Origin of the sequence: Halomonas sp. QHL1, from assembly GCF_001882345.1 — a bacterium.
Lineage (GTDB): Bacteria > Pseudomonadota > Gammaproteobacteria > Pseudomonadales > Halomonadaceae > Vreelandella.
Genome location: NZ_MINL01000001.1, coordinates 541,361 through 567,188, shown reverse-complemented (window position 1 = coordinate 567,188; position 25,828 = coordinate 541,361). Strand labels below are relative to the sequence as shown.

Here is a 25,828-nt window from a genome sequence, read left to right as displayed (position 1 = left end):
AATGATTGTTCCCACTGCTTCCGATATAATTTGCCAATGACTGATTCTAATCCGAACGCTTCATTGACCGCCCCAAGCATTCCTGGTGATGCTTTGCCGCCCGTCGAGCAGCACGCGCAGCAGTATGCAACGGTGCGCAATGCCCACGAAACCGAACTGATTGAAGACTACGTTGAGCTAATTGGCGACCTGCTGGCACACCGCGGCGAAGCGCGCGCGGCGGACATTGCCAACCGTATGGCGGTCAGTCAAGCGACGGTGTCAAAAATGATTCGGCGTTTAAATGAGCTGGAGTTGGTCACCAGCAAGCCCTATCGCTCGCTGTTTCTCACCGAAGCGGGTCAAAAAATGGCGGAAACGTCACGCGCCCGCCACGATATCGTGCTGCACTTTTTGCGCGCCCTTGGGGTAAGAGATGCTACGGCGCGTATCGACGCTGAAGGCATGGAGCATCATGTGAGCGATGAAACCCTCGCCATCATGCAACGCTTTACCGAGCAGCAGCAAAACAACTAAGGCCGCGGCTCGTCATCGGTGGGAAAAACGCAGATGATTCACCTGGGTAATGGTGCCATTCCAAATCATTTCCAGATGAGTTGTTTGGATAATGTCAGCCACACAGTTTGGTGTCATTAGCGCCCAACAGTTTGCATTAATCTTGCGCACAGAGTGGTAGCGAAGCCCATCCCCACACCGGCGTATGTCGGCACCAAAGGGCTGCGAGGCGGAGTAATCATCGGGCGTGTAAATAGCGTGCTCAATGGGTAAAACGACCGCATCGTAAAAGCCTCCCTGATCGAAAGTGGCTTTTAAACCACGAAAGACAAACCGTTCGTAGTGCAATCCTGGCACATTTTGCCAATACAACTGCTGGTGATGCTTTACTTCGGCAATCGCCGTTTCAAGCGTATCGGCAAAATAGAGCACGCCAAAACTGCCATCGCTAAAGCGCGAACCCTGCGGATTCACATGGGTAAAAGGAGCTACGGCATAAGAGCAGCCACGAATTCCAAAAGGTATTTGTTCGTGGGGTAGAAGCGCTAAATTACCCACTTCATTTTGTAAACGCGGATTGGTTAATGCCTGTAGTGCGTGGAGCGCGGCAAACTCTTCAGCGCTCGCCACATCATCGAACAGATCAATCGGCGGAAACTTACTATTGACTAAGCGATAACCGGTGACGTTTTCAGAGGGCAGGGTCTGCAAATCCGCGGCCTTTACCACTGGCTTCCCCGTAGGCTATCGATACGCTTAAAGGTTTCGTAGAGCGCCGCAAAATCACCGGAGCCGATAATTTCAAGCGGTGTGCGGCCATTAAAGTAGGGATTGTGATTCACCAAATTCACGAACCCATAAAGATTCTCTGGGTTATCAAATATCATCCGCAACGCAGCGTGGATGTTGAGTAAGTAGCTGATCCGAGTTAGCTGGTCGCTATCTAATTTGATCTCGACAAGATCCCCCCGCCTGGCACGCGCGTAAGTGCTATGCGAAACGCGCAAAATCGCTTCACCCTGCTCGCCAGATGCTCGCCACTTATCCAGAATTCGCACAGCCGCTTTCAAGCCTGCCGCTGCCGCTGCCCTGTTTTGGGAAATGTCGTGTGCCGTTTGCATAGCTACCCTCTTAGCCTTCACCCTTTATCTACAGATACTAGTTGAATAAAAAAGTATCTGCAAATAAATCAGCACAGCTTTTACTCTTTAGGGTCAGCCTCCTATCACTTTTGCGGGCATACCCAACCTTCCTATGCCAGGCAGTTTCAAAGCGGGTCGCATAAAGTCGATACCAAAGCTCAAGCCTAAGAGATTGAGCTCAATACCCTCCTCCAGCGCCACCATTAAGCCCACCACCCCACCCAGTGACAGCTGATAACCGGTACCGCTGGGCGCAGCCGCAAAAACGCCATTAAAAATATAGTCCTTGCCGATAGCAGTGACCGGGAGCGTCACCTCAAAACCTGGTACTTCGCGTATTACCCAAGCGATAAAACTATTGCTGTTCGGCCCAGGCCATACACGATATAGCTCGGCTTGGGGGTAGTCAGCGGCAGCGGTCTCAATCTGCGGTATCAACTGCGCAGCGTCATCGCCTCGGTAATCCGCCAGCAGCGTCGGCGAGTTACCAAACCAGGCTCGATCAGGCGTATCTATTGAAGACACCACCGTCGGACGCCGCCAGCTCAACACTTGATGGAGCCGGTAGCTATTGGCGTTTTCCGCCTTGGTAGCAATCCAGATATGTTCGCCAAACGCTCCGCGCCAGTTATAAGCTCGAGCGGAATAGACTTGAACCACGGCTTCAGAAATCTCCGCAGGATCAGGTGCTATACCCGCAGATGACCGATCTAGCGATGACCAATGGCCGTCAGTTACCACCTGATTACTCGCCAATAACCAAACAGGCCCGGCCAATAGCAACGCTAAAAGCGCCACCAGACTGAGCAGCCCTCGTAGGAACGTTTTCATCGATTTATCCGTCACTGAAAGTTATCTGCCTAGCACCGCGTTATCTGCCTAGCACCGCGATAACTCACTTGGTGCAAGCGTGGGTCTTAACGGTTTGGTGAATAGCCGTACTGAAGGAAACTTGTCTTTCCTCTTAAGCACCAAACGCAACTTAGTAACCGCTGGGATTACAAAAATTGACAAAATAACGGGGACCACTAATTTAAGAATTAGGGAGGCTTGTGGAAAGGGAGTTGTGGCTAGGCTATTAGCAATACAAAACAAAAACAAGATCGGCGATATGGTCATCAAAACAGTGATCGCCGTGAGCGAAAGCGAGCGAGGTAAATCACATGGCAGACGATTTGCGCGAAAGCGCCTTACAGTACCATCGATTCCCCCGCCCCGGTAAGTTGGCAATCCAGGCGATCAAACCGATGGCTAGCCAGCGCGATCTGTCGCTGGCCTATTCGCCTGGGGTCGCCGCGGCCTGCGAAGAAATTGAACGTGACCCCCTAATGGCGGCCGAGTATACCGCCCGCAGCAATCTGGTGGCCGTGATCAGCAACGGCACAGCGGTACTGGGGTTGGGTAGCATCGGCGCCCTGGCCTCCAAGCCGGTGATGGAAGGCAAGGCCGTGCTGTTCAAAAAATTCGCCGACGTGGACGTGTTCGACATTGAGATCGAGGAGCGCGATCCGGATAAGTTTATCGAGATCGTCGCCGGTTTGGAGGCCACTTTCGGCGGCATCAATCTGGAAGACATCAAGGCACCGGAATGCTTCGAGATAGAGCGACGCCTGCGCGAGAGGATGAAGATCCCCGTCTTCCACGATGACCAGCACGGTACCGCTATCGTCGCGGGGGCCGCCCTGCTCAACGGGTTACGGGTGGTGGGCAAGCAGCTCAACGACATTCGCCTAGTTTGCAACGGCGCGGGCTCTGCGGCGCTGGCCTGCCTGGATCTGGCAGTCGCCCTTGGGGTGCGCAAGGAAAATATTCTAGTCTGCGACCGCAGTGGCGTTATTCATGCTGGCCGTACCGAGGAAATGGATCCCTACAAGGAGCGCTATGCAGCCCAAACCGAGGCCCGCACCCTAGCTGATGCCGTCAACGGGGCCGACGTGTTTTTCGGTCTGTCTGCAGGGGGAGCGCTAAAATCGGAGATGGTCGCGACCATGGCCGAACGCCCCTTGATCCTGGCCATGGCCAACCCCACCCCGGAAATCATGCCAGAGGAAGTCAAGGCAGTACGTTCGGATGCGGTGATTGCCACCGGTCGCTCGGACTACCCTAACCAGGTCAACAACGTACTGTGCTTTCCATTCATCTTCCGTGGCGCCCTGGACTGCGGCGCCACCACCATCAACGAGGAGATGAAACTGGCCACCGTCAAGGCCATCGCCGACATGGCTACCACTACGGTGCCGGAAACGGTGGCAGTGGCCTATGGCGGACAGGCGCTTAGCTTTGGGCCCGAGTACATTCTGCCCAAACCCTTCGATCCGCGCCTAATAGACACCATCCCCCCGGCGGTGGCCAAGGCCGCCATGGAAAGCGGTGTGGCCGCTCGCCCCATTGCTGACCTGGATGCATATACCCGCTCGCTATCAAAACTGGTCTACCGCACCGGCAATGTGATGGAGCCGGTTTTCGAGGCAGCGCGACAGAATCCACTTCGCCTGCTGTACGCCGAAGGCGAGGACGAGCGTGTTCTCCGCGCTATGGAGGTCTGTGTCAGTCAGCACTATGCCAAACCTGTGCTGATCGGCCGCCGTGCGATCATTGAAGCCCGCATCGAGGAATTGGGCCTGCCGGTGAAGGCGGGCATTGATTTCGAGCTGATCGACCCACAGGAATCTCCCGACTGCACCGAACTGGCCAGCGAGTACCACAAGTTGATGGGACGGCGTGGTGTTCATCCGGAGGCTGCCGAGAAGCGAGTCCGCAGCCGAGCCACCATCCTCGCCTCGCTGTTGCTGCGCCGGGGCGATGTGGACGCCATGATTGCCGGCCCGGTGGGGACTTACCACGAGCACCTGGACTTGGTGTTGGACGTTATCGGTCTGCGCGAGGGCGTCAGTACACCTGCCGCTCTGCAACTGCTGATCCTCGAACGAACCACCCTCTTCGTTGCCGATCCCTTCGTCAATTACGATCCCGATGCCAGCCAAATCGCCGAAATCACCCTGTTGGCTGCGGAACAGGTTCGCCGCTTCGGCATCACGCCCCGAGCCGCCCTGGTCTCCCACTCGAATTTCGGCAGTTCCGACTTCGCGAGTGCCGTAAAGATGCGCCAGGCACTAGCGCTGATCCATGAGCGCGCACCGGACCTGGTGGTGGACGGCGAAATGCAGGCCGATTCAGCGCTGTCCATTGGGGTGCGTCATCGCATCCTGCCCGACTCGCTTCTAGACGGCGAGGCCAACCTGTTGATCATGCCCAACCTTGATGCGGCAAATATCGCCTTTACCGCCTTAAAGGTATTGGGCAACGGTGTTTCCGTAGGGCCTATCCTGCTGGGGGCCGCCAAGCCAGTACATGTGCTCAACCGCACCGTCACCGCACGGGGCATCGCCAATATGAGTGCCTTCGCTGTCGTTGAGGCACAGCCCCATCCATAACTAAAACAATTCCGGTCCCACCAACGGAGACGATCATGCCATTCGAAAACTACAATGACTTCGATCCACAGGAAACCCGGGAATGGCAGGAAGCCGTCGACGTAGTGGTGGAACGGGTGGGTCCCGAACGGGCTACCTACCTGCTACACAAGGCGGTGGAAGAAGCCTACCGGACCGGTGCCGAAGCGCCCGATACGACACGCACGCCCTATGTAAATACCATACCGCCCCATAAAGAAGCCAAGCTGCCCGGCGACGAAGCCTTGCTGCAAAGGCTGATCGGCTATCTTCGCTGGAACGCGATGGCCATGGTGGTGCGCGCCAATAAAAAACCCGCCGAACCCGGCGGGCATATCGCTAGCTATCAGTCATCAGCCGTGATGTACGAGGTGGGCTTCAATCACTTCTGGCAGGCCCCCAGCGAGACCCACGGTGGGGACATCATTTACGTGCAGGGCCATTGCGCGCCGGGCATCTACGCGCGGGCGTTTCTAGAGGGACGACTCACCGAGGAGCAGTTGGAGAACTTCCGCCTGGAAGTGGGCGGAAAGGGAATTTCCTCCTACCCCCACCCCTACCTGATGCCAGACTTCTGGCAGGTTTCCACTGTTTCCATGGGCTTGGGCCCGATCATGGCGATCTATCAGGCACGCTTTATGAAGTACCTCCATCATCGCGGTTTGGCCGACACCGAAGGACGCAAGGTTTGGGCGTTTCTGGGCGACGGTGAGATGGATGAGCCCCAGTCCCAGGGCGCCATCGCTCTGGCCAACCGAGAGAAGCTGGATAATCTGATCTTCGTGATCAACTGCAACCTTCAGCGCCTGGACGGGCCGGTACGAGGCAACAGCAAGATCGTTCAGGAACTGGAAGGCAATTTTCGAGGCGCCGGTTGGAACGTCATCAAGTGCCTGTGGGGGTCAGGCTGGGACGAACTGCTGGCCAAGGACAGCAAGGGCTTGTTGCGCAAGCGTATGGAGGAGTGCGTCGACGGCGAATATCAGAACTTCAAGGTCAAGGGCGGTGGCTATATCCGCGAGCACTTCTTCGGCAAGTATCCGGAGCTCAAGGAAATGGTCGCCCATATGTCGGACGACGATATCTACTACAAGCTGATTCGAGGTGGTCACGACCCGCAGAAGGTCTACGCGGCCTATCACGCAGCGGTCAATACCAAGGACAAGCCCTCGGTGCTGCTGATGAAGACCGTCAAAGGCTTCGGCATGGGTGAAGGCGGCGAAGGCCAGAACATCACCCACCAGAAGAAGAAACTGGGCGAGGATCATCTCAGATACTTTCATCAGCGCTTCGACCTGCCCTTCAGTGACGAACAGGTCACCCAGGCGGCGTTTATCAAGCCCCCCGAGGACAGTGCCGAGATGCAGTTCCTGCACGGACAGCGCAAGGCGTTGGGCGGCTACCTCCCCCAACGTCAGCGTAATGGCGATGTGCTCAAGGCGCCCCCACTGGATATGTTCAAGCAGGTGCTGGCAGACACCGGCGAGCGCACCATGTCTACCACCATGGCCACAGTGCGCATTATGGTAGCGCTGGCTCGGGACAAGACGCTGGGACCGCGGCTAACCCCGATCGTCGCCGACGAATCGCGCACCTTCGGCATGGAGGGCATGTTCCGGCAGATCGGTATCTACGCTCCCGAGGGACAGAAGTACGTGCCCATGGACGCAGAGGACATCATGCCCTATCGGGAAGATCAAAAGGGCCAGATCCTACAGGAAGGCATCAACGAGGACGGAGCCATGTCGTCCTGGATCGCCGTGGCCACGTCCTACAGCAACCATGGGGTCACCATGATCCCATTTTATGTCTACTACTCCATGTTCGGCTTCCAGCGCGTCGGCGACCTGGCCTGGGCGGCCGGCGACATGTTGGCGCGAGGTTTCCTGATCGGCGGCACCTCGGGGCGCACTACTCTGAATGGAGAGGGCTTGCAGCACCAGGATGGGCACAGCCAACTGTTCGCCCAGTTCATCCCCAACTGCATGGCCTATGACCCCACCTTCCACTACGAGGTGGCGGTCATCGTACGCGACGGTCTCAAACGCATGTACGAGGACCAGGAGAACGTCTTTTACTACATCACCACCTTGAACGAGAACTACCACCATCCGGCACTGCCCGAAGGCGCCGAGGAAGGCATCATCAAGGGCATGTATTCGTTCAGCAAGGCCGAGGACAAAGGCAAGGCCAGGAGCAAGAGTCCGCGGGTACAGCTTTTGGGCTGCGGCAGCATCCTCAACGAAGTGATTGCCGCGGTGGACCTGCTGCGCGACGACTGGGGCGTGGCGGCCGACGTCTGGAGTTGCCCGAGCTTCAATGAACTGGCCCGCGACGGCCACGCCGTCAAGCGCTGGAACCGGCTGCATCCAGGGGAGAGTCCGCGCAAGAGCTATGTCGAACAATGCCTGGAGGACAGCGAGGGGCCGGTAATTGCCTCCACCGACTACATCCGCATGTTTGCCGAACAGATCCGGCCCTTCGTGCCGCGACGTTACGAGGTACTGGGCACCGACGGCTTTGGCCGCTCCGATAGCCGCGAAGAGCTGCGTCGCCACTTCGAGGTGGATCGTCACTACGTCACCCTGGCCGCACTGCAGGCCCTGGTCGACGAGGGCAAGCTCAAGAGCGGCAAGGTCAGGGACGCCATCGCCAAATACGGCATCGACCCCGAAAAGCCCAACCCCCTGTACGCCTGAGCCGGAGGAGAAAAACAGTGGCCATACAAGAAATCAAAGTACCGGACATCGGCGACTACAGCGATGTCCCAATCATCGAAATCCACGTCCAGCCCGGCGATAGCATAAAGGTCGAGGACCCACTGATCACTGTAGAGTCCGATAAGGCCTCCATGGACGTGCCCGCCCCCAAGAGTGGTACCGTGAAGGAGGTCAAGGTCAAGGTCGGCGACAACGTTTCCGAGGGCAGCTTAATATTACTGCTGGAGAGCGAGGTGGACGCGGGAGAAAAGAGCGCCGCTCCCGAAGGGGACGAAAGGAAGCAACCGCAACCAGCGGCTGCACCTTCGACACCCTCCTCCCCCTCTATTCCCTCAACCGCACCAACCGGGAAAATTGCCGATTTCAGCCGCGTGCACGCCAGCCCTTCGGCTCGCCGCACGGCCCGGGAACTGGAGGTGGACTTGACCCGAGTGCCGCCTACCGGCCTCAAGGGTCGAGTCACTCAGGAGGACATTCAGAGCTTCGCTAAGGGCGGTGCAGCGGTGGCCCAGCCGTCCGCTGCGACACCCGCCGGCGGAGGAGAAGGCATGGATCTGCTGCCCTGGCCCAAGGTCGACTTCAGCAAGTTCGGCCCGGTGGAAACCAAGCCTCTGTCACGCATCAAGAAAATCTCCGGTGCCAATCTGCATCGCAACTGGGTAAGGATTCCCCACGTCACCAACCACGACGAGGCCGACATTACCGACCTGGAAGCCTTCCGAGTGCAGTTTAACAAGGAGAATGAAAAAGCGGGCATCAAGGTCAGCATGCTGGCATTCATGATCAAGGCTGCAGTTGCGTCCTTGAAGCAGTTCCCCGAATTTAATGCCTCGCTTGATGGCGACAACCTTATCGTCAAGCAGTACTACCATATTGGTTTCGCCGCCGACACGCCTAATGGGCTTGTGGTGCCGGTGATTCGGGATGCGGACCAGAAAGGCGTGGCCGAGATCGCCCAGGAAATGGGTGCGCTGGCCAAGCTGGCCCGCGACGGCAAGCTCAAGCCCGATCAGATGCAGGGCGGCTGTTTCACCATCTCCTCACTAGGCGGGATCGGCGGGATCTATTTCACGCCCATCATCAACGCCCCCGAAGTAGCCATCATGGGCGTATGCCGCTCCTACTGGAAGCAGGTCTCACCGGACGGCAAGCAGTCGGAATGGCGCTTCATGCTGCCGCTGTCGCTGTCCTGGGATCACCGAGTGATCGACGGCGCCGCCGCTGCTCGCTTTAACGTCCATTTCGCCAACCTGCTCGCCGATATGCGGCGCATCATGATGTAAGGGGAAACGACACCATGGCAATCGAAATCAAGGTTCCCGATATCGGTGACTTTAAGGATGTCGAGATCATCGAGGTGCTGGTCGAACCAGGTGATGCGATCGACATCGAAACCCCGCTGATCACCATAGAAACCGACAAGGCCTCCATGGATGTGCCATCACCGGTTTCGGGCACGGTCGGAGAGCTCAAGGTAAAAACCGGCGACAAGGTCTCCGAAGGCTCGATCATTCTGATGCTGGAACCGGCCGAAACCGGCCCCCAGGTGGCGGCCCAGGACCCTCTTCCCATGGTACATGGGGAAGGCTCTACCTCGTCGGCGCCCGGCGATGAAGGCGGCGGCAGCACTGAAGAGATTCGAGTGCCCGACATCGGCGATTACCAGGACGTCCCGGTGATAGAAGTACTGGTTCGGGTTGGCGATACGATCCGTGCCGAGGACCCGCTGATCACCGTGGAATCGGACAAGGCCTCAATGGATGTGCCCGCACCCAAGGCGGGTAAGGTCATTGAAGTGCTCGTCACGGTCGGCGACAAGGTCTCGGAAGGCTCGGCGATCCTAATACTGGAGGCGGAAGGAAAGTCACCCGCTTCAAAGCCCTCTTCAACGTCTGCTTCAAAAGCGGGCGATACGGCAGCGGCTACGCCCGCCCCTACGGCGGCCACGCATACCGGCGGCGCTGATATCGAGTGCGAGATGCTGGTGCTCGGGGCTGGCCCGGGCGGCTACTCGGCCGCCTTTCGGGCAGCCGATCTGGGTATGAAGACCGTGCTGATAGAACGCTATGCCAACCTCGGCGGGGTATGCCTAAATGTTGGCTGCATTCCTTCCAAGGCGCTGCTCCACGTGGCAGCAGTTACCGATGAAGCCAAGGCCATGGCCGATCACGGTATTTCCTTCGGCAAACCGGAAATCGATCTGGACAAACTGCGCGGCTGGAAGGAAAAGGTCGTCGGTAAGCTTACCGGTGGACTGGCTGGCATGGCAAAGGCGCGCAAGGTCGAGGTCGTCCGCGGATTCGGGACATTTCTCGACCCACATCACCTGGAAGTTGCCAAGACCACCGGTGATGGCCAGATGCAAACCGGCGACAAACAGGTAGTGAAGTTCGACAAATGCATCATCGCCGCCGGTTCGCAATCGGTGAAACTGCCCTTCGTTCCCGATGACCCACGGGTAGTCGACTCGACTGGCGCTCTGGAACTCAAGTCTATTCCGCAACGCATGTTGGTCATCGGCGGCGGCATCATTGGCCTGGAAATGGCCACGGTCTACTCCAGCCTGGGCACGCGCATCGATGTGGTCGAGATGCTAGACGGGCTAATGACCGGCGCCGACCGTGACCTGGTCAAGGTCTGGGAGAAGGTCAACACGCCGCGCTTTGACAAGGTGATGCTCAAGACCAGGACCACCGCCGTGGAAGCTCAAAAAGACGGCCTCAAAGTCAGCTTCGAGGGCGACAATGCTCCCCCCGAGCCACAGATGTACGACATGATCCTGCAATCGGTCGGGCGCAGCCCCAACGGCAAGAAAATCGGTGCCGAAAATGCTGGGGTGGCGGTCGACGAGCGCGGCTTCATCGCCACCGATAAACAGATGCGTACCAACGTTGGGCACATCTTCGCCATTGGCGACATCATCGGCCAGCCGATGCTGGCTCACAAGGCGGTTCACGAGGCCCATGTCGCCGCCGAGGCCGCTGCCGGGCAAAAGAGTTTCTTCGATGCTCGCCAGATTCCCTCGGTAGCCTACACCGACCCCGAGGTGGCCTGGGCCGGTAAGACTGAAGAGCAGTGCAAGGCCGAAGGCATCAAGTACGGCAAGGCGGTATTCCCGTGGGCAGCTTCCGGTCGTGCCATCGCCAACGGGCGTGACGAGGGCTTCACCAAGCTCATCTTCGATGAGGAAACCCATCGTGTTATTGGCGGGGCTATCGTCGGCACCCAGGCCGGGGACCTGATCAGCGAACTATGTCTGGCCGTCGAAATGGGCTGTGATGCGGTCGACATAGGCAAGACCATTCACCCTCACCCTACCCTGGGCGAATCGGTCGGCATGGCCGCCGAGCTGTTCGAGGGGGTGTGTACCGATCTGCCGCCACAGAAGAAGCGATAAAGTGAATTGGGCCGACGGCCGCCATGCTGACATGGCCTCCGACCTCAACCGTTCTTGAACATGAATGGATGTAAACATTAAGGGGAGGATATAAAAATGAATGACCAACCTCGCCAGCCGGAGGCATATGATGAAACTACTGGCGGCCGATCCGCAAAAATGACATGGGGTTTACGCGCCTTCGGGTTAGGCATGGCCCTGCTGGTCTGGCTCGCTATGGGTTTGGCCGAGGGGTTGTCACCAGACGCGCGTTGGGTTGCGACCATCGCCACCCTGATGGCGATCTGGTGGATGACTGAGGCGATCCCGCTTTCGGCGACGGCCCTGTTGCCAATCGTGTTAATCCCAATGCTGACGGCACGGACCGTCGGCGAGGCCACAGCGCCCTACGCCAGTTCCATCGTGTTTCTATTTCTCGGTGGTTTCCTGATCGCCATCGCGATGGAAAAATGGAATCTTCACCGACGCATCGCGCTCTTGACGCTCGCCCGAGTCGGGGTCGAGCCGAAGCGAATCGTACTCGGCATGATGCTCGCCACGGGCTTTCTGTCGATGTGGGTTTCGAATACCGCAACGACATTGATGATGCTACCGATCGGGCTGTCCGTGCTCCGCCTGGTGGCGGAGCGCAGCGGTGAATCCGCCTTAACGGCCACTCCCGGCCACGAGCACGCAGGCCATGCACAGGAGCACCATCGGGCCGGCCACGTGGACTTCATCCACGACGAAAATATCCGGCGGTTCGGTATCTGCCTGCTGTTGGCAATCGCCTGGTCTGCAAGCATGGGGGGCCTCGGCACCCTGCTGGGCAGCCCGCCGAACGCCATCGTCGCCGGTTATGCGGCTGACGAACTAGACCGCACTATCGGCTTTCTCGAATGGATGATGATCGGCGTGCCGCTGGCCTTCACCTTTATCCTGGTAGGCTGGGTACTGATGACCCGCGTGCTCTACCGCTTCGACATCGCGGATATTCCTGGCGGCAAGGAAATGATCGACGGCGAAATCCATAAGCTCGGTCCGCTCAGCCAAGGTGAGAAAATGGTAATGCTCGTCTTCGGCTCGGCGGCTTTCCTATGGGTCGTGCCGGGACTGCTTGCCACCATCCCCGGGGTGGGCGATCTGATGGGCCCGCTGGGCGACCTTGACGATACCGCCATCGCCATAGGCGCGGGCATCGCGATGTTCATTCTGCCTGCAAGAGGTCGAGGCGAGATGGTGCTGAATTGGCAGGATGCTGAGGATGGTCTGCCCTGGGGCGTATTGCTTCTGTTCGGCGGGGGCTTGAGCCTTGCCGGCGCGGTGGCCTCTACAGGCCTCGACAGTTGGTTCGGCGAGCAGATTACCGGGCTGCAGGTACTGCCGATCATATTGCTGGTCGCAGCGGTGACCACGCTAGTGCTGTTCCTTACCGAGGTGACCAGCAACACAGCCACCGCCGCGACCTTTATTCCCGTGCTGGGAGGGGTGGCCGTCGGGATTGGCGCTGACCCGATGACGCTGCTGATCCCGGCGGCCTTCGCCGCGACCTGCGCCTTCATGCTGCCGGTCGGCACGCCGCCAAATGCCATCGTCTTTGGTACCGGCGCGGTTACCATCGCACAGATGGCACGCGGCGGCATCGTGCTCAACCTTGTCGGGATTGTCCTAATCACCCTCTTCTGCTATTTGCTCGGCGGCTTAGCCCTCGGGCTGCAGTTCTGAACCTTGGCGGTGCCGCTCTGAGCGATTACTTCGCATATAGCGGCGCCGCTTCTATTTATTCCCTGCTAAAGCTACTCCCTGCTAAAGGAGGTGGGGAATGGGAGTCTTGGGGGTCGATTTCAGCTAAGCAAGGCAGCTTATGACTTGTAGCTGGCAAGTTTATCGAGATTTTAAGACGGAGTGGTAAAGCTGGAGGCGGCTATTGAAAATGCAACTTTTCGTACGAAAAGAGCCCGCCCCTTAAACTCAAATAAGATCCCTTGGAATTTCTTCGTCCCAACTCTTAGAAAAAACCCGGCCTTTGCCCTCATAGGCATCCAGTGTCGCGCGCAAGCGAAAGCTTTCAGCGTTCGATGTCATCAAGGTGCGGGTTACACTGCGTACCATCCAGTCGCCGCGTCGAAAACTGCGCTCCCACTCGGTCCAGCCGCTTAGGCTGTCGTAATTGCCGTAGTCATAGGTGTAGCGCTCGATAACCCGAGAAGAGAGTTCGAGATCGATGTCATCGATCCGGAAAGTACCTTCATCATTGATGACTTCGAGTGTGGTCTGATCCTTGGCCAGATCGCGTATCACCCGCCAAGCTTCTTGACTAGGCTGTATCACGGTAACTGCTAGCGGCGGTGCTGCTTCCGGCAAGCCAAATTCTGGCAGCGCGGCTTCTTCTTGGGGCTGGGGTTCGCGACACGGCAGGATCAGTCGGCTGCTGGCCGGATGCACTGTCAGCTTGACGGGCACTGGCGCTGGCCAAGCCAGTGGCCAATAACTGGTCGAGAGCGAGAGGCGGATGGCGTTACCCACGGGAAAGTTTTGTGCGATGTGCTTAAGCAGTATACGCACACGATAACGTTTGCCCGGCACCAATGGTTCGGGAAATTCATCGCTGTCGCGGTGCGTAAGATTCAAAAGCCCATAGGAGATCCGAGTCGCCTTGTCATCCTGGGCGATGTCGGTGAGCCTTATCGCCACCATGGCCACCGGCTGGTCGGCTTCGATGTCGAGTTCGACTACGGGCTGCCCGCAAATCTCGATTTCCTGTTCCAGTCGCGGTGTTTGGAAGATCAGCGAGCCGCCATCCTCGTCTCGTTGATCATGCGGTAGATCAGGCGGCGCATTGTAGGAACACCACTTACCGGCATACAGCCCGACCGATAGCGGTGAGCGCACAGAGAGAGGAATGTCGTTGCCCGCTACGGAAGCACCAGCGCCCTGCTGAGTAGGCAGAAGGTCGTGCCCGCTGGTTAGGCGAAAGTGGTTTGGCACAATCCGCGGTGATGGCCAGCTCGGTTCTGAAACCCAGCGCCCTGGCCGAGATTTGTAGCGGGCTGACGGCGGAACCGACTCCTGCATCCACACGCGCAGCATCGGCTCATCCATGATGCCCGTTTCCTTACCCTTCAACCAAAAGTCCCACCAGCGTAGCGATTCCTGTAAAAATCCGATGGCCGGGCCGGGAACGCCAAGGTGGGGATATTTGTGCGACCAAGGCCCAACCAGGCCCTTGCGTGGCACATCAAGTCCTTCAAGCAGCCGGAAAACGGCGTTGCAGTAACCGTCGGCCCAGCCGCTAACGGCATAGACGGGGCAACGAATGCGCGAGAAATCCTCGCAGACCGAGCCATGCTTCCAGTAGTCGTCACGGCGCTGGTGCTGGAGCCAGGTCGCCAACCACAGCCCGCTTCCCTCAAGGCGCTCCAGCCACATGTCCCGCCAACGTTCGCCGACCAATTGCGGGTCGGGCGGACAAGTATTGCCATCGAACATGGTCGAAGCCCATGACAGATTGTCGCCGAGCAGGCAGCCCCCCATGTGGTGAACATCATCGGCGTAGCGATCGTCTGTCGAGCACAGCGTAATGATTGCTTTCAACTCGGGCGGCTGCAGTGCCGCTATCTGCAGGCCATTGAACCCGCCCCAGGAGATGCCGATCATGCCTATATCACCGGTGCACCAGGACTGCTGACCTAGCCAGCGCAGAATTTCGACCCCATCATCCAGCTCCTGCTGTAAGTATTCGTCGGTCAACACGCCGTCTGACTCGCCGCTGCCGCGGATATCTACCCGTACCCCGGCATAGCCGTGGCCCGCCCAGTAGGCGTGCGTCTGAACATCGCGCATTGCCGTTAGATCACGCTTGCGATAAGGCAGATACTCAAGGATTGCAGGTACCGGATCTTTCTCGGCATCCACCGGGCGCCAGATACGTATGCCCAGCCGGCAGCCATCGGAAAGGGTGATCCAGTCTTCCTCTTCCTGCACCTTGCGGGGCAAATCGCTGACGATATGCATGACCTTCTTTCCTTTTGCGTGGCGGGATGTCTTGTAATGAGGGCCTGCAACGAGAGCACGTCAGCCGACGATGTCCTCGAACGCGAAATGTAGCTGCTCGGCTAGTCTTGCGTAGTTATCTTCCAACGTGACTACGTCGTCTGCGCCCATCCACACGTATGCCAAGGCAAAACTGTAGCTGTCTTGCTCAGGCAAAGATGACAGGCGCGTGCCTATCTCTACCTGTAGCGTGATCATGGTGCCGGGGAATGCTTGTTGAAGAGTCTCGATTTCCTCGACGCTGGGTACTTGGCTGACGGTGGCATCGGTAAAGAACACACGATAGAAGAATTTAGCTGCGACTTTGAAGGCCCCTTGGCGGTAAGGCATATTTGGCAACTGCCCCAGCGCCAGGTCCACCGTTACTTGCTGATGGCTGACCCCATCGACCTTTTCGAACAGGTCGCAATGCGATTGTGCAATGCGGGTGTTGATCTCAAGTAGCCAGATACGATCTTGCACTTCGTCCCAGAAGTATTCGATGTTGAAAGCCGCATTGTCGTAGCCGATGTGGGCCATGATGCTACGCGTCAGCGCTTGCATTTTTTCCTGAATATTAGCGGGGAGCAGCGAAGGATAGCGATAACAGAAAAAACTCAGCACTTGCGGATAGCGAATCGAATCGACGATGCCGTAAGGGATAACCTCACCTTGGAAGACGTATCCTTCGAGCGTACATTGCCATCCACCAATAATTTCCTCTGCCATACAGTGCCCGCCATCTACCGAGCGCACTTCATCAGGCAAAGTGGCGTGCTCAAGCACGTAATTGAAAGGCTCTGAAATCGTCCCGATGTCTTCACATAACCGCGCTACGGCATGAGCGAAATCTTCGGGGCTTTCGATGCGAAAGCCCAGTCTAGAGCCTGACGATTTGATGGGTTTGACGAAGAACGGAAAATACAGCCCCGCCTCCCCAATACGATGAAGTGCTTGGGTATCGAAGGGATCAAAGGCGGTAAAACGGGGAATGTAATCGGCAATCACTTCATGCTGAACGAGCCGACTCCAATACTTGTGCTCGCATTTGAGTAAACTTTCCAGACTAGTGGAGCGCGTACCCAGCCGCTCGCAGAGTATCGGCAGCATGGTCGAGACAGGAAAATCCATGTAGCCAACGATGGCATCGACAGGCTCACCAAATGCTTTCAGCTGGGTTTCGGCCCGGGCGAGCATGTCCTCAATGGGAAAGATTTCCGTATCATTGACTTCGGCGGGCTCGATCACGCCGTGGAAACGGTAGTTTACAGCCCCGCGTAAATGCGCGAGACGTTGGCGATTATGTTCATCCAACCCGACAACAAAAATATTCCGAACGCTCATGACCGCCTCCTGGCGTAAGCTCGGCTGTCGCACTCCTCTCTTCTGGAGCATTCAGGCTCCAGGCGTGGGAAAGGCTTCATATCGAAGCATAGCGGAATATCTGTTCTGCGCTGGGGCAATATGCAAGAGAGTAGAAACTCCACTGCTTCACAGGAGAGACTTAGTCAGCCTAAGGGGTGGTTATTAATCTGGCTAGGGTGGTTTTCAGCTGTTATAAGTGAAGATGTGGGTTAAATCTTCATGCGATACGCCAGCCTCGGTATCGATAATCTTCCTGCGTTCCCTAAAAGCGTCGCTGGGCGGCGAATGGAATATGGCGTCACATCACCACACCGTTGCCGGCCACCTCGTCGCCATTGGCGGTGCCGAGGACAAAACTTCCGAGCTCGCCATCCTTAGACGAGTTTTCGAGCTTGCACCCCAAGACAGTGACGAAGTCGCCATTATCGCTACTGCCAGCAGCATTCCTGACCAACTCTTGCCCTCTTACGAAGCGGCCTTCACTCGCTTGGGCGCCAGCCAGGTTCATGCGCTGGACATCCAGGATCGCCAACAAGCCTCCGATGCTGACAATGTCCGACTTATTCAGCGAAGTGGCGTGATTTTCTTTACTGGCGGGGATCAGCTTCGTTTAACCACTGTATTTGGCGGCTCAGCTACGCTGCGCGCTATTCGCGAACGCCTAAAGGCTGGCGCCGTGGTAGCAGGCACCAGTGCTGGTGCCGCTGCCATGCCAGGCACCATGATCTACAACGGTGCGTCAGCAGACGCCTTGCGCAAAGGAGGTGTCAACATGACCTTCGGCCTGGACTTCGTTCGCGGCATGATCATCGACAGCCACTTCCTTGAACGAGGCCGGTTCACGCGTCTTATGGAAGTGGGAGCCAGCAATCCAGAGCAGCTGGGTGTTGGCATTGGCGAGGATGCCGCTGTCATCATCCATCCGAGCCGCATACTGGAAGCCATTGGACCGGGTCACGTCATCATCATCGATAGCCGGGATTTAGCCAGTTCCAATATCGCGGAATTGGCCATGGGCGAACCAGTCGCCGTCGAAAACATGATCCTGCATGCCATGGTCAGTGGCCATGGGTACGATATCGATGCGCGGCGCTATCTTGTTGTCGATGAACTCAACGCCCTCCTGGCGGAGAGGCAAGCGCAATGAACATCCTTGAGCATCGCGCGCTACGCGGTCCAAATTACTACAGCCGCTATCCCGCGATCTTCATGCGGCTGGACATTGGTGCGCTCGAGGAGCGGCCAAGCGATACCGTTCCCGGCATTGCAGCCAGAATCACCGAGCTATTACCGACCCTATACGAACACCGCTGCTCGGTCGGTCGGCCTGGTGGGTTTCTGGAGCGACTTGAGCGGGGCACCTGGGCAGGCCACGTGGTAGAGCATGTGGCGATCGAGCTACAGAATATGATCGGCTTTACGGTGGGTTACGGTAAGACGGTCGACTCCTACGAAACCGGCATCTATAACGTCGTCTATCGTTACCGGGACGAAGCCTGTGGCCTGGCAGCTGGCGTTGAAGCCGTCGATCTTGTTGCCCGGTTGTTCAAGGGCGACGAGATCGATATTTCATCAATCGTCGCACGACTCAAGCAGGTGCGCGATGCGCATATGCTGGGACCATCCACGGCATCGATCGTGGATGCCGCACTGCGTCGAGGGATTCCATGGATTCGCCTTGACGAGGAAAGCAGCTATGTCCAACTGGGGCACGGCTGCCGTCAACAACGCATCCAGGCGACCGTGACTGGCCGCACGAGTCTGATAAGCCACGGCATCGCTGATGACAAGTATTGGACTAAGCAAGTTCTCGGCGAGGCCGGGATCCCCGTTCCGCTTGGGCGTGTTTGCCACTCGCTCGAGGAAGCGATCGAGGCCGCTGTCGATATCGGCTATCCGGTGGTCGTAAAACCGCTCATTGGCAACCATGGCCGCGGCATCAGTACGGACATTAGCGACGAACCGGCGTTGCGGGAGGCATTTACCATCGCCTCTCGCCATAATCCATCGGTGATTGTCGAGCAGTTCGTCAAGGGTGAGGATCACCGGCTACTCGTTATCAATGGCAAGCTCGTCGCCGCTGCCAGGCGGCGTCCGGCACATGTGGTCGGCGATGGCCAGACGACGCTTCAGGCGTTGATCGACATAGAGAATCAGGACCCCCGACGCGGTATCGGACATGAAAACCTGCTGACACGGATTCATCTGGACGAACAGACCCACAGGCTGATAGCTCAGCAGAATCTGACCTTGCAGAGTGTCATCGAGAAGGGTGAGATCGTCTATCTGAAGTCCACGGCAAACCTGAGCACCGGGGGCACGGCGACAGATATCACCGAGGACCTGCATCCTGAGGTTAAGTACACCGCAGAACGCATTGCTCGCTTGGTCGGGCTCGATATCATCGGTATCGATCTGCTCGCCGAAACGCTAACGATGCCATTGGAGGAACAATCTGCCGCGGTGGTCGAAGTCAACGCGGGCCCTGGGTTCCGCATGCATCTATCACCGACCCACGGCACGGGTCGAGATGTCGGTCATCACGTCATCGAGATGCTGTTTCCCGATAGCGAGGACACCGGGCGGATACCTATCGTCGCGGTAACCGGAACCAATGGAAAAACCACAACGGTACGTCTGATATCGCATCTGCTTCGCCAGGCAGGACGCAGTGTCGGTACGGCATGCACCGGGGCCATTGAGATCGACAACCATACCATCATGCGGGGAGATTACAGTGGACCGCAGGCGGCCACGACCGTACTTCGCGAGCCCACCGTCGAGTATGCCGTACTGGAAGTCGCGCGAGGCGGCATCATACGTCGCGGGTTGGGCTTCGATGAATGCCAGGTCGGTGTGCTACTGAACATTGCGAGCGATCATTTAGGGGAAAGCGACATCCATACCCTGGATGAGCTAGCACGCTGCAAGACCGTGGTGATTGATGCAGTCAGCCCGGAAGGGACAGCCGTGCTCAATGCTGATGATCCGCGCGTGCTAGCGGGAAGGCAATGGGCCAGAGGGAAGGTCATCTACTTTTCACTGGATCCTGACGCCGAGCCTGTCTGCCAGCATGTGCAAGCGCATGGGATCGCTTTCACGGTTCATGACGAGTGTATCGTTATGCGCCAGGGAAATGTCGAAGCCAGCATTATTTCGGTGCTGGATACCCCAATCACCTTCGAAGGCCATGCCCGTTTCAATGTGGCCAATGCCCTGGCCGCCAGCGCCGCGGCCTATGCGCTGGGGTTAAGCATTGCGGATATTCAATTAGGCTTGCAGACCTTCCACCCGACACCGGGGCAGAACCCGGGACGCACCAACTTTATCGATGCCGGCGACATAAAAGTACTCATCGACTATGGGCATAACGTGCCTGCACTTAAAGCCCTGAGCGAACTCGTGAGCCGAATCCCCGCGCAGCGGCGCATTAGCGTGGCCAGCGCACCCGGGAACCGTCGTGACGAGGACCTGTATAGTATGGGCGCTCAACTGGCCAGTATGCATGACATTGTCTTGCTCTATGAAACCGACCCGCGAGGTCGCCCCGATGGTGAAGCCGTCAGCCTGATGCGCGCTGGTGCAGAGTCAGAGGTCGGCAACTGCCGCGTCGAGGTCATCATGCAGGAACGTGATGCCGTCGACAGAGCATTTGATGAGGCTAGGGAGGGCGACCTGTTGGTACTGCTAATTGATGACAGCGAAAGCGCCATTGAGCGCCTGCGTGGACGGCGATTTCTACCGGATTCCCCAGACGATACCGCAGGCGTTCCTTTATGATGCTCTCCAGCGAAAATCACACCCCGCTCATGACACTATTGCGAGTCGGCGCTATTTTTGCGCCCGGGCGTCTCGAAGCGACCGATTTACTCATGGCGGGTGGAAAAATCATCACCCTGTGCAACGACCTCGACACCCCCAAAGGCTGGCCTATTCGGGTGATTGAAGCCCGCGATCTTACCGCGGTTCCCGCTTTTATCGACCAGCATGTGCATGTCACTGGAGGCGGAGGCGAAGGTGGTTGTGGTACCCGCTGTCCGGAAATTTCGGCCCACGAAATCGCGTCGATGGGTATTGGCACGGTGGTAGGTGTGCTGGGCACTGACAGTATCAGCCGCAGCCCAGCAGATCTTCTGGCCAAGGTGCGTGGGCTCAAGGCCGAAGGCATATCGGCTTTCATGTATACCGGTGCCTATCGCGTCCCACCCCCCACCTTGACTGGCGACATTCAGCGCGACCTGGCCTGGATTCCAGAGGTTATCGGTCTGGGCGAAATCGCCATTTCGGACCATCGTTCGAGCCAGCCGCGCCAGGATGAAATAGAACGGATCGTAAGTGATACCAGAGTTGGGGCTATGCTGGCTGGCAAACGAGGTATATGTCATTTCCATATCGGTGACGGAAAACGGGGGCTGGAGCCGCTGCGTAGATTACTCTTCGAAACCGAGATTCCCGCCGATCAAGTGATTCCCACCCATGTAAACCGCCACCCTGCCCTGCTCGAGGAAGCCGCGGACTACGCATTGACGTATAGCGCCAGTGTCGACGTCACGGCATTCGAAGATGCTGGCGACGGCCTTTCCGGCTTTGATGCCGTGTCACGATTACTCGAGCTAGGCGTACCACCTGAGCGCATCACTATGAGCTCGGATTGCAATGGCAGCTTGCCGGAATTCGATGCCACCGGGGCGTATATGGGAATGAAAGTAGCCAAAAACACGACTCTGATTGCGGATTGGCAGCGCCTCGTTCATGAAGGGGTGCTGCCTCTCGAATCAGCTTTGGGTCTGATTTCCACGAACGTGGCCTGGGTACTTGGTTTACACACTCGCAAGGGACGTTTAGCTACCGGCTTCGACGCCGATGTGACGCTACTCGATAGCGAACTTCAGCCGCAGCAGACGTTCGTGGCGGGGAAATGTATCTATGGCGTGAACCGGACGGAATAGCCCAAAAACTCTCTGAAGTGCGATAACTCAGTGCCAGAAACGGGCAAATACGGGGTCAGGCGCCTTACTACAATTCGCTTGGGGCTGAGGGGGGATATGCATGCTGGCTAAGAGATTCGGATCGACTGGACAGCCTTTCAACGTGCTGGTTATTTTGGGGCATCCCCGCTCTGATAGCTTTTGCGGAGCGTTGGCGGAGGCTTTCTGCCAGGGCGCACGCGCAGCCGGGGTGCAACTGCGCAGGCTAGACCTTTCAAAGTTGGAGTTCGATCCCGACTTACACACGCCCTCCCCCAACGATCAGCCACTCGAAGACGACCTGTGCGAAGCGCGGGAGCTCTTTCTTTGGGCGGATCACTTGGTATTCGTTTACCCCACTTGGTGGGGTACTGCTCCCGCCCTGCTCAAGGGCTTTCTGGATCGACTCATGGCCCCTGGTTTTGCCTTCAAGACCTGCGAAGGCGGCACGGGTTACCAAGGGCTGTTGCAAGGCCGCTCTGCTCAGTTGATCACCACCATGGATACCCCGCCGCTCGTGCATCGGCTGCTTTACCGGCAACCGGGCAAGAATGCTTTGGCACGGGCGACCCTGGGCTTTTGTGGCATACGACCAGTGCGTTCGCTGGTGTTTGGGTCTGTCAAAAACGCCAGTGCGAACCAACGAGAAGAATGGGTCGCCCGCGCCGAACGACAGGGCCGGCGCCTACAGCAGGGGCGGATTACCCGGATGGAACGGTTTAGGCACAAAACTGGCGCTTGGCTGCGAAGTCTGCGGCTGCAGTTCTATCCAATGTCTTGGGTGGCGTATGCCATCGGCGCTCTCGCGGCCTCCCCCGGCAACCCTGTCCTCGGGACATCGGTGTTCTGGGTCGGTTACCTCTGCCTTTTCCTTCTGGAGGTGGCAACGGTGTTGATCAATGAGCTGATCGATCTGCCCACAGACCAGCGCAATCGCTACTTCAACGCCTTCACCGGCGGGTCGCGCGTACTGGTTGACGGCTCACTGAGCCAGCAGGAGGTCAAGGTCGGGATTGGCGTTGCGCTATTGGGCCTGTTGACCAGCACGATTTGGCTGCTATCGCTATCCACGGGGGCACCGATTGCTATTATCGCGGTACTTGGCGTTCTGACCGTGCTCGCCATCGGCTATACGGCGCCGCCACTGAAGCTGAGCTATCGCGGGCTAGGAGAGGTAGATGTTGCAGTCACCCACAGTCTCGGCGTGCTGCTGTGTGGATACGTGTTCCTTGGCGGGACCTGGAACGACCCCACGCCATGGCTCCTGAGCGTGCCGATGCTCCTGGGAATATTGCCCTCTATCACGCTGGCGGGCATACCGGATCTCCAGGCGGATGCCCTAGTGTCCAAGCGCACCCTGGCGGTACGATTTGGATTCAAAAACGCGCTGCGTATCGCGCTATTCTTCGTCCTGCTCTCCGCTGCAGCCGCGCTGACATGGCAGGTGTTAGGACTGGCTAATGGCGCCTACAGCGGCATTGCCTGGCTGGTTGTCCCCCACGCTGTTCTACTGACCTGGCTATTGTATCGGCAGATCCGAATCGATCGCGACCCCGGCCGCATTGATGGGCTGGTGGTTGCTTCGCTGGGCTACGTAGTGTGGTTTGGGCTGGTTCCATTGCTAAGGCTGGCACTATAAAGCATCGGCAGGCGAAGGACGGCCAAGTAAAGCTTGCTTAACCTCACGCGCCGAGTTTCGCGAGACTTGACCGTTCATTCAGGCGTGGCCACTGGTTGTTCAGGTAGTGCAGGGCTTTACCCAGCGCACTTTTAGTCAGCACCTGGGCCACGGCTTGTCGAGCCAGGCCTGAAGTTAATCGATTAGCGGGCGGCTCTTCTGTTCACGCAGCGCGTGACGCGCATCGGGCTCAAGTGTTGGCGCGAAAGAAGGCTGTTTCCGTTGACACTAGAAGCCTCGTCATAATTAACGAAGTGCGGTACGTTTCCTATTGGGGTAACTCAACAGGGGATTTTTATGTCAGCACAAAATATACCGGATAGAACGCGCTGGAACGGCTGGGTCGCACTTGCGTGGATTCTTGCACTGCTCGCAATTGTGGGCGGTATTGCAGTTATTGCTACCGCTGGATTTATTGAAGTGCCACGCCTTAATAGTGTTGGCCAGACAGAAACATCTACAGAGCCGAACGTATTTATATGGGCGATTGCAATAGGGCAAGCAGTAAGCGCCACCATGCTAGCAGCCATTTTCAGCATGATTAATAGTATTTATCAGAACACATGTGATCAGTTGGTGGGAATGGATTTATCTAAGCCTGACGCAGAACAGCCGAACACCCTAAAAAACAGTGCTCTCAGGTTAACATCGGTGCCCGCAACAAGCTCTCTTTCTAAAACCCTTTCCACCGGGGACATGATTATTACCTTTAACGGCCAGCCAGTCACATCATTAGAAAATGATGTCGTTGATCGTATCGTTACCGGTGAAAATTCAATTACTTTTTTGACGCTTGAAGGGGAAGAAAAAACAGATACTTTATTCCTTAATCGTACGTCTTTTCATGGCATTCAAGGAGAGGCGGATCAACTTCGGTCTTATAAGAACACCGATGATGGTCTGAAAATTGTCAGTATACATTCAGCTTCACAGCTTGAGGGCATGCTACATCCGAACTATGTGCTACTAAGCATCAATGATCAGCTAGCGTTATCAGAAATGGATGCAGCTAAAGCAGTAGTGAATGGCGAAAACAAAATTGAGTTTATTAACTCAAAAGGGGCTCATCGGGTAAATTTTAGAAACATGAAACCCGGCCCTCTTCATATTCAGTTTGAAAAGTAACAAAGAACAGCTAGCAAAAACCACCAGCAGTGGCTTTTTGTTACCCGAGATTTGAGGTTTCCCCATGGTTCAGAACTACCAAACCGCTAAGCGTTATTAAATCATTGAGTGGGTTAGCTGACTGCCTGAGGCAGCCAGCTTTTTATGGGTGTTATTTAGCAGGTTCTCCAGGAAAAGGAATGAACTCAGCATCGTCTCCAGGGGGAAGGCGAAAGCGACCATTCTCAAAATCCGCTTCTACCCAAGCCTGTTTGGCGGCTTCTAGCTTTTCTCGGGATGAAGCGACGAAGTTCCAGGAAATATAGCGGGGGCCATTCAGAGTTTCACCGCCCAGCAGCATCAGTCGGGTGCCGATTTCGCCCGCTACCACCGTTATCGGATCGCCTGGCCGGAATACCATCATGCGACCGGACTCGAAGGTCTCGCCTGCAATAATGACACTACCGGACATAACATAAATACCTCGATCCTCATGGCCATCCGGTAATGGGAGCTTTGCACCTGGTTGCAGTACGGCATCCGCATAGAACATTTCAGAGAAGGTTTGTACCGGTGCCCGTTCTCCCCAGGCCGTGCCTAGAATCAGACGCACTTCTTTACCCTCACCTTCCAGCATCGGTAGCGACTCCTCGCTATGATGCTCAAAGCTGGCAGGCTGGTCTTCATAAGCTTCGGGAAGTGCCACCCAGGTCTGTATCCCCAACACCGAGTGCTTGTTCTGACGAGTGATTGCACTGGTGCGCTCTGAATGGGTGACCCCATTGCCCGCCACCATCCAATTAACCGCGCCAGGACGAATTATTTGATTAGTCCCCAGGCTATCACGGTGCTGAAACTCCCCCTGATATAGATAAGTCACTGTGGCAAGCCCAATATGGGGATGTGGGCGTACATCAATGCCCTCATCCTCAAGAAACTCAACGGGTCCCATCTGATCAAAAAAAATGAACGGCCCTACCATCTGCCGTTTCGGGGCAGGTAGTGCACGTCGCACCTCGAAACCACCCAAATCCCGAGCGCGTGGAACAATCAGTGTCTCTATATCATTCAAGCTACCGGCGGATGGGCATTTTGGCTCTAAATCAGGCATCCAACTCATAGGTATTCTCCAGATGTAAGAGGTAGGCAAATGAGGCGCGTACCTTACAACAGCACATCGTGCCACTCTGAGTGGCGTGCAAACTGTGCTTTTGCAAATGGGCATAACGGGATGATTTTTTTACCCGAAGAACGGGCGTCTCCCACCGCTTGAGTCACTAATGCAACGCCCACTTTTTGTCCGCGCATGGCATCAGGCACTTCAGTGCTATCAATGATGATCATCGAATCACCCGCTTTCGAATAGGTCATCTCTGCTTTGGCACCATTAATTTCAACTACATAGCGCCCTTTGGTATCGCTAGTTTCATGCTTAATGGCAAAATAGGCTTCAGGTGTTCCAGACATTGCTTTCTCCTTGTTGTATTAACGAACAAA

The 25,828-nt window shown here is 56.9% G+C and carries 18 protein-coding genes and 1 pseudogene; 11 read left to right on the top strand and 8 right to left on the bottom strand.

Translation table 11 applies throughout. The features are described 5' to 3' along the window. Nucleotides 1–36 precede the first annotated feature (36 nt). Nucleotides 37–516, top strand: coding sequence for a manganese-binding transcriptional regulator MntR (gene mntR, locus QHL1GM_RS02535; RefSeq protein ID WP_071693075.1), 480 nt, complete (start codon nt 37–39; stop codon nt 514–516). A gap of 12 nt (nt 517–528) precedes the next feature. Here mntR and QHL1GM_RS02530 read toward each other — a convergent pair whose 3' ends face one another. The 3 genes from QHL1GM_RS02530 to QHL1GM_RS02520 form a co-directional block, all read right to left on the bottom strand. Continuing rightward, nucleotides 529–1,224, bottom strand: a complete 696-nt coding sequence (locus QHL1GM_RS02530; protein ID WP_071693074.1) for an RES family NAD+ phosphorylase — start codon at nt 1,222–1,224, stop codon at nt 529–531. Then, nucleotides 1,218–1,616: an antitoxin Xre-like helix-turn-helix domain-containing protein gene (locus tag QHL1GM_RS02525; RefSeq protein ID WP_071693073.1), complete on the bottom strand. Its 399-nt coding sequence runs from the start codon at nt 1,614–1,616 to the stop codon at nt 1,218–1,220. Before QHL1GM_RS02525 ends, QHL1GM_RS02530 begins: the two co-directional genes overlap by 7 nt. 93 nt (nt 1,617–1,709) lie before the next feature. Further along, entirely contained in the window at nt 1,710–2,468 is a 759-nt protein-coding gene (locus QHL1GM_RS02520; RefSeq protein ID WP_071693072.1) for a DUF3750 domain-containing protein, read from the bottom strand. A 332-nt stretch (nt 2,469–2,800) separates the two neighbouring features. Here QHL1GM_RS02520 and QHL1GM_RS19885 point away from each other — a divergent pair, with 332 nt between their 5' ends. The 5 genes from QHL1GM_RS19885 to QHL1GM_RS02490 all read left to right on the top strand — a co-directional run bounded on the left by QHL1GM_RS19885 (nt 2,801) and on the right by QHL1GM_RS02490 (nt 12,910). Next, nucleotides 2,801–5,071, top strand: coding sequence for an NADP-dependent malic enzyme (locus QHL1GM_RS19885; protein ID WP_071693071.1), 2,271 nt, complete (start codon nt 2,801–2,803; stop codon nt 5,069–5,071). 35 nt (nt 5,072–5,106) lie between these two features. Continuing rightward, the gene (aceE, locus tag QHL1GM_RS02510) at nt 5,107–7,788 is read left to right on the top strand and encodes a pyruvate dehydrogenase (acetyl-transferring), homodimeric type (RefSeq protein WP_071693070.1); all 2,682 of its coding nucleotides are present in this window, start codon (nt 5,107–5,109) and stop codon (nt 7,786–7,788) included. Between the two features lie 17 nt (nt 7,789–7,805). Beyond that, nucleotides 7,806–9,092, top strand: a complete 1,287-nt coding sequence (gene aceF / locus QHL1GM_RS02505) for a dihydrolipoyllysine-residue acetyltransferase (RefSeq protein ID WP_071693069.1) — start codon at nt 7,806–7,808, stop codon at nt 9,090–9,092. A 14-nt stretch (nt 9,093–9,106) separates the two neighbouring features. Then, nucleotides 9,107–11,206: a dihydrolipoyl dehydrogenase gene (lpdA, locus tag QHL1GM_RS02495; protein WP_083570959.1), complete on the top strand. Its 2,100-nt coding sequence runs from the start codon at nt 9,107–9,109 to the stop codon at nt 11,204–11,206. A 96-nt stretch (nt 11,207–11,302) separates the two neighbouring features. Continuing rightward, a complete protein-coding gene (locus tag QHL1GM_RS02490; RefSeq protein WP_071693068.1) occupies nt 11,303–12,910 on the top strand; it encodes an SLC13 family permease in 1,608 nt (535 codons plus the stop codon). A 246-nt stretch (nt 12,911–13,156) separates the two neighbouring features. Here the strand turns inward: QHL1GM_RS02490 and QHL1GM_RS02485 are convergent, their stop codons facing one another. Both QHL1GM_RS02485 and QHL1GM_RS02480 read right to left on the bottom strand, forming a co-directional pair. Next, nucleotides 13,157–15,199, bottom strand: coding sequence for a CocE/NonD family hydrolase (locus QHL1GM_RS02485; RefSeq protein WP_071693067.1), 2,043 nt, complete (start codon nt 15,197–15,199; stop codon nt 13,157–13,159). 60 nt (nt 15,200–15,259) lie between these two features. Beyond that, nucleotides 15,260–16,561 carry an acetyl-CoA carboxylase biotin carboxylase subunit family protein gene (locus QHL1GM_RS02480; RefSeq protein WP_071693066.1) on the bottom strand — a complete coding sequence of 434 codons (1,302 nt, stop codon included), beginning with the start codon at nt 16,559–16,561 and terminating at the stop codon, nt 15,260–15,262. A 313-nt stretch (nt 16,562–16,874) separates the two neighbouring features. Here QHL1GM_RS02480 and QHL1GM_RS02475 point away from each other — a divergent pair, with 313 nt between their 5' ends. From QHL1GM_RS02475 to QHL1GM_RS02460, 4 genes are all read left to right on the top strand, one after another. Then, nucleotides 16,875–17,729: a cyanophycinase gene (locus tag QHL1GM_RS02475; protein WP_071693065.1), complete on the top strand. Its 855-nt coding sequence runs from the start codon at nt 16,875–16,877 to the stop codon at nt 17,727–17,729. Next, nucleotides 17,726–20,362, top strand: a complete 2,637-nt coding sequence (gene cphA, locus QHL1GM_RS02470) for a cyanophycin synthetase (RefSeq protein WP_071693064.1) — start codon at nt 17,726–17,728, stop codon at nt 20,360–20,362. The genes QHL1GM_RS02475 and cphA overlap by 4 nt, the downstream gene beginning before the upstream one ends. 29 nt (nt 20,363–20,391) lie before the next feature. Next, nucleotides 20,392–21,531 carry a beta-aspartyl-peptidase gene (iadA, locus tag QHL1GM_RS02465; protein WP_254795246.1) on the top strand — a complete coding sequence of 380 codons (1,140 nt, stop codon included), beginning with the start codon at nt 20,392–20,394 and terminating at the stop codon, nt 21,529–21,531. Nucleotides 21,532–21,631: 100 nt separating this feature from the next. Next, the gene (locus tag QHL1GM_RS02460; protein WP_071693062.1) at nt 21,632–23,188 is read left to right on the top strand and encodes an NAD(P)H-dependent oxidoreductase; all 1,557 of its coding nucleotides are present in this window, start codon (nt 21,632–21,634) and stop codon (nt 23,186–23,188) included. A gap of 79 nt (nt 23,189–23,267) precedes the next feature. On the opposite strand, the pseudogene QHL1GM_RS19615 reads toward QHL1GM_RS02460, so the two are convergent. Beyond that, nucleotides 23,268–23,425: pseudogene (locus QHL1GM_RS19615) on the bottom strand (transposase); the annotation flags it as partial. A 99-nt stretch (nt 23,426–23,524) separates the two neighbouring features. Between QHL1GM_RS19615 and QHL1GM_RS02455 the strand changes: the two are divergent. Beyond that, on the top strand, nt 23,525–24,352 hold the full coding sequence (locus QHL1GM_RS02455; RefSeq protein WP_071693061.1) for a hypothetical protein: 828 nt from the start codon (nt 23,525–23,527) through the stop codon (nt 24,350–24,352). 151 nt (nt 24,353–24,503) lie between these two features. On the opposite strand, the gene QHL1GM_RS02450 is transcribed toward QHL1GM_RS02455, so the two are convergent. After that, nucleotides 24,504–25,451: a pirin family protein gene (locus QHL1GM_RS02450; protein WP_071693060.1), complete on the bottom strand. Its 948-nt coding sequence runs from the start codon at nt 25,449–25,451 to the stop codon at nt 24,504–24,506. Nucleotides 25,452–25,495: 44 nt separating this feature from the next. After that, nucleotides 25,496–25,798 carry a GNAT family N-acetyltransferase gene (locus tag QHL1GM_RS02445; protein ID WP_071693059.1) on the bottom strand — a complete coding sequence of 101 codons (303 nt, stop codon included), beginning with the start codon at nt 25,796–25,798 and terminating at the stop codon, nt 25,496–25,498. Nucleotides 25,799–25,828 lie beyond the last annotated feature (30 nt).

Coding starts and splice junctions, on each gene's coding strand:
- mntR (WP_071693075.1), top strand. CDS start 37: ATGACTGATTCTAATCCGAACGCTTCATTGACCGCCCCAAGCATTCCT.
- QHL1GM_RS02525 (WP_071693073.1), bottom strand. CDS start 1,616: ATGCAAACGGCACACGACATTTCCCAAAACAGGGCAGCGGCAGCGGCA.
- QHL1GM_RS02520 (WP_071693072.1), bottom strand. CDS start 2,468: ATGAAAACGTTCCTACGAGGGCTGCTCAGTCTGGTGGCGCTTTTAGCG.
- QHL1GM_RS19885 (WP_071693071.1), top strand. CDS start 2,801: ATGGCAGACGATTTGCGCGAAAGCGCCTTACAGTACCATCGATTCCCC.
- aceE (WP_071693070.1), top strand. CDS start 5,107: ATGCCATTCGAAAACTACAATGACTTCGATCCACAGGAAACCCGGGAA.
- lpdA (WP_083570959.1), top strand. CDS start 9,107: ATGGCAATCGAAATCAAGGTTCCCGATATCGGTGACTTTAAGGATGTC.
- QHL1GM_RS02490 (WP_071693068.1), top strand. CDS start 11,303: ATGAATGACCAACCTCGCCAGCCGGAGGCATATGATGAAACTACTGGC.
- QHL1GM_RS02485 (WP_071693067.1), bottom strand. CDS start 15,199: ATGCATATCGTCAGCGATTTGCCCCGCAAGGTGCAGGAAGAGGAAGAC.
- QHL1GM_RS02480 (WP_071693066.1), bottom strand. CDS start 16,561: ATGAGCGTTCGGAATATTTTTGTTGTCGGGTTGGATGAACATAATCGC.
- QHL1GM_RS02475 (WP_071693065.1), top strand. CDS start 16,875: ATGGCGTCACATCACCACACCGTTGCCGGCCACCTCGTCGCCATTGGC.
- cphA (WP_071693064.1), top strand. CDS start 17,726: ATGAACATCCTTGAGCATCGCGCGCTACGCGGTCCAAATTACTACAGC.
- iadA (WP_254795246.1), top strand. CDS start 20,392: ATGACACTATTGCGAGTCGGCGCTATTTTTGCGCCCGGGCGTCTCGAA.
- QHL1GM_RS02460 (WP_071693062.1), top strand. CDS start 21,632: ATGCTGGCTAAGAGATTCGGATCGACTGGACAGCCTTTCAACGTGCTG.
- QHL1GM_RS02455 (WP_071693061.1), top strand. CDS start 23,525: ATGTCAGCACAAAATATACCGGATAGAACGCGCTGGAACGGCTGGGTC.
- QHL1GM_RS02450 (WP_071693060.1), bottom strand. CDS start 25,451: ATGAGTTGGATGCCTGATTTAGAGCCAAAATGCCCATCCGCCGGTAGC.
- QHL1GM_RS02445 (WP_071693059.1), bottom strand. CDS start 25,798: ATGTCTGGAACACCTGAAGCCTATTTTGCCATTAAGCATGAAACTAGC.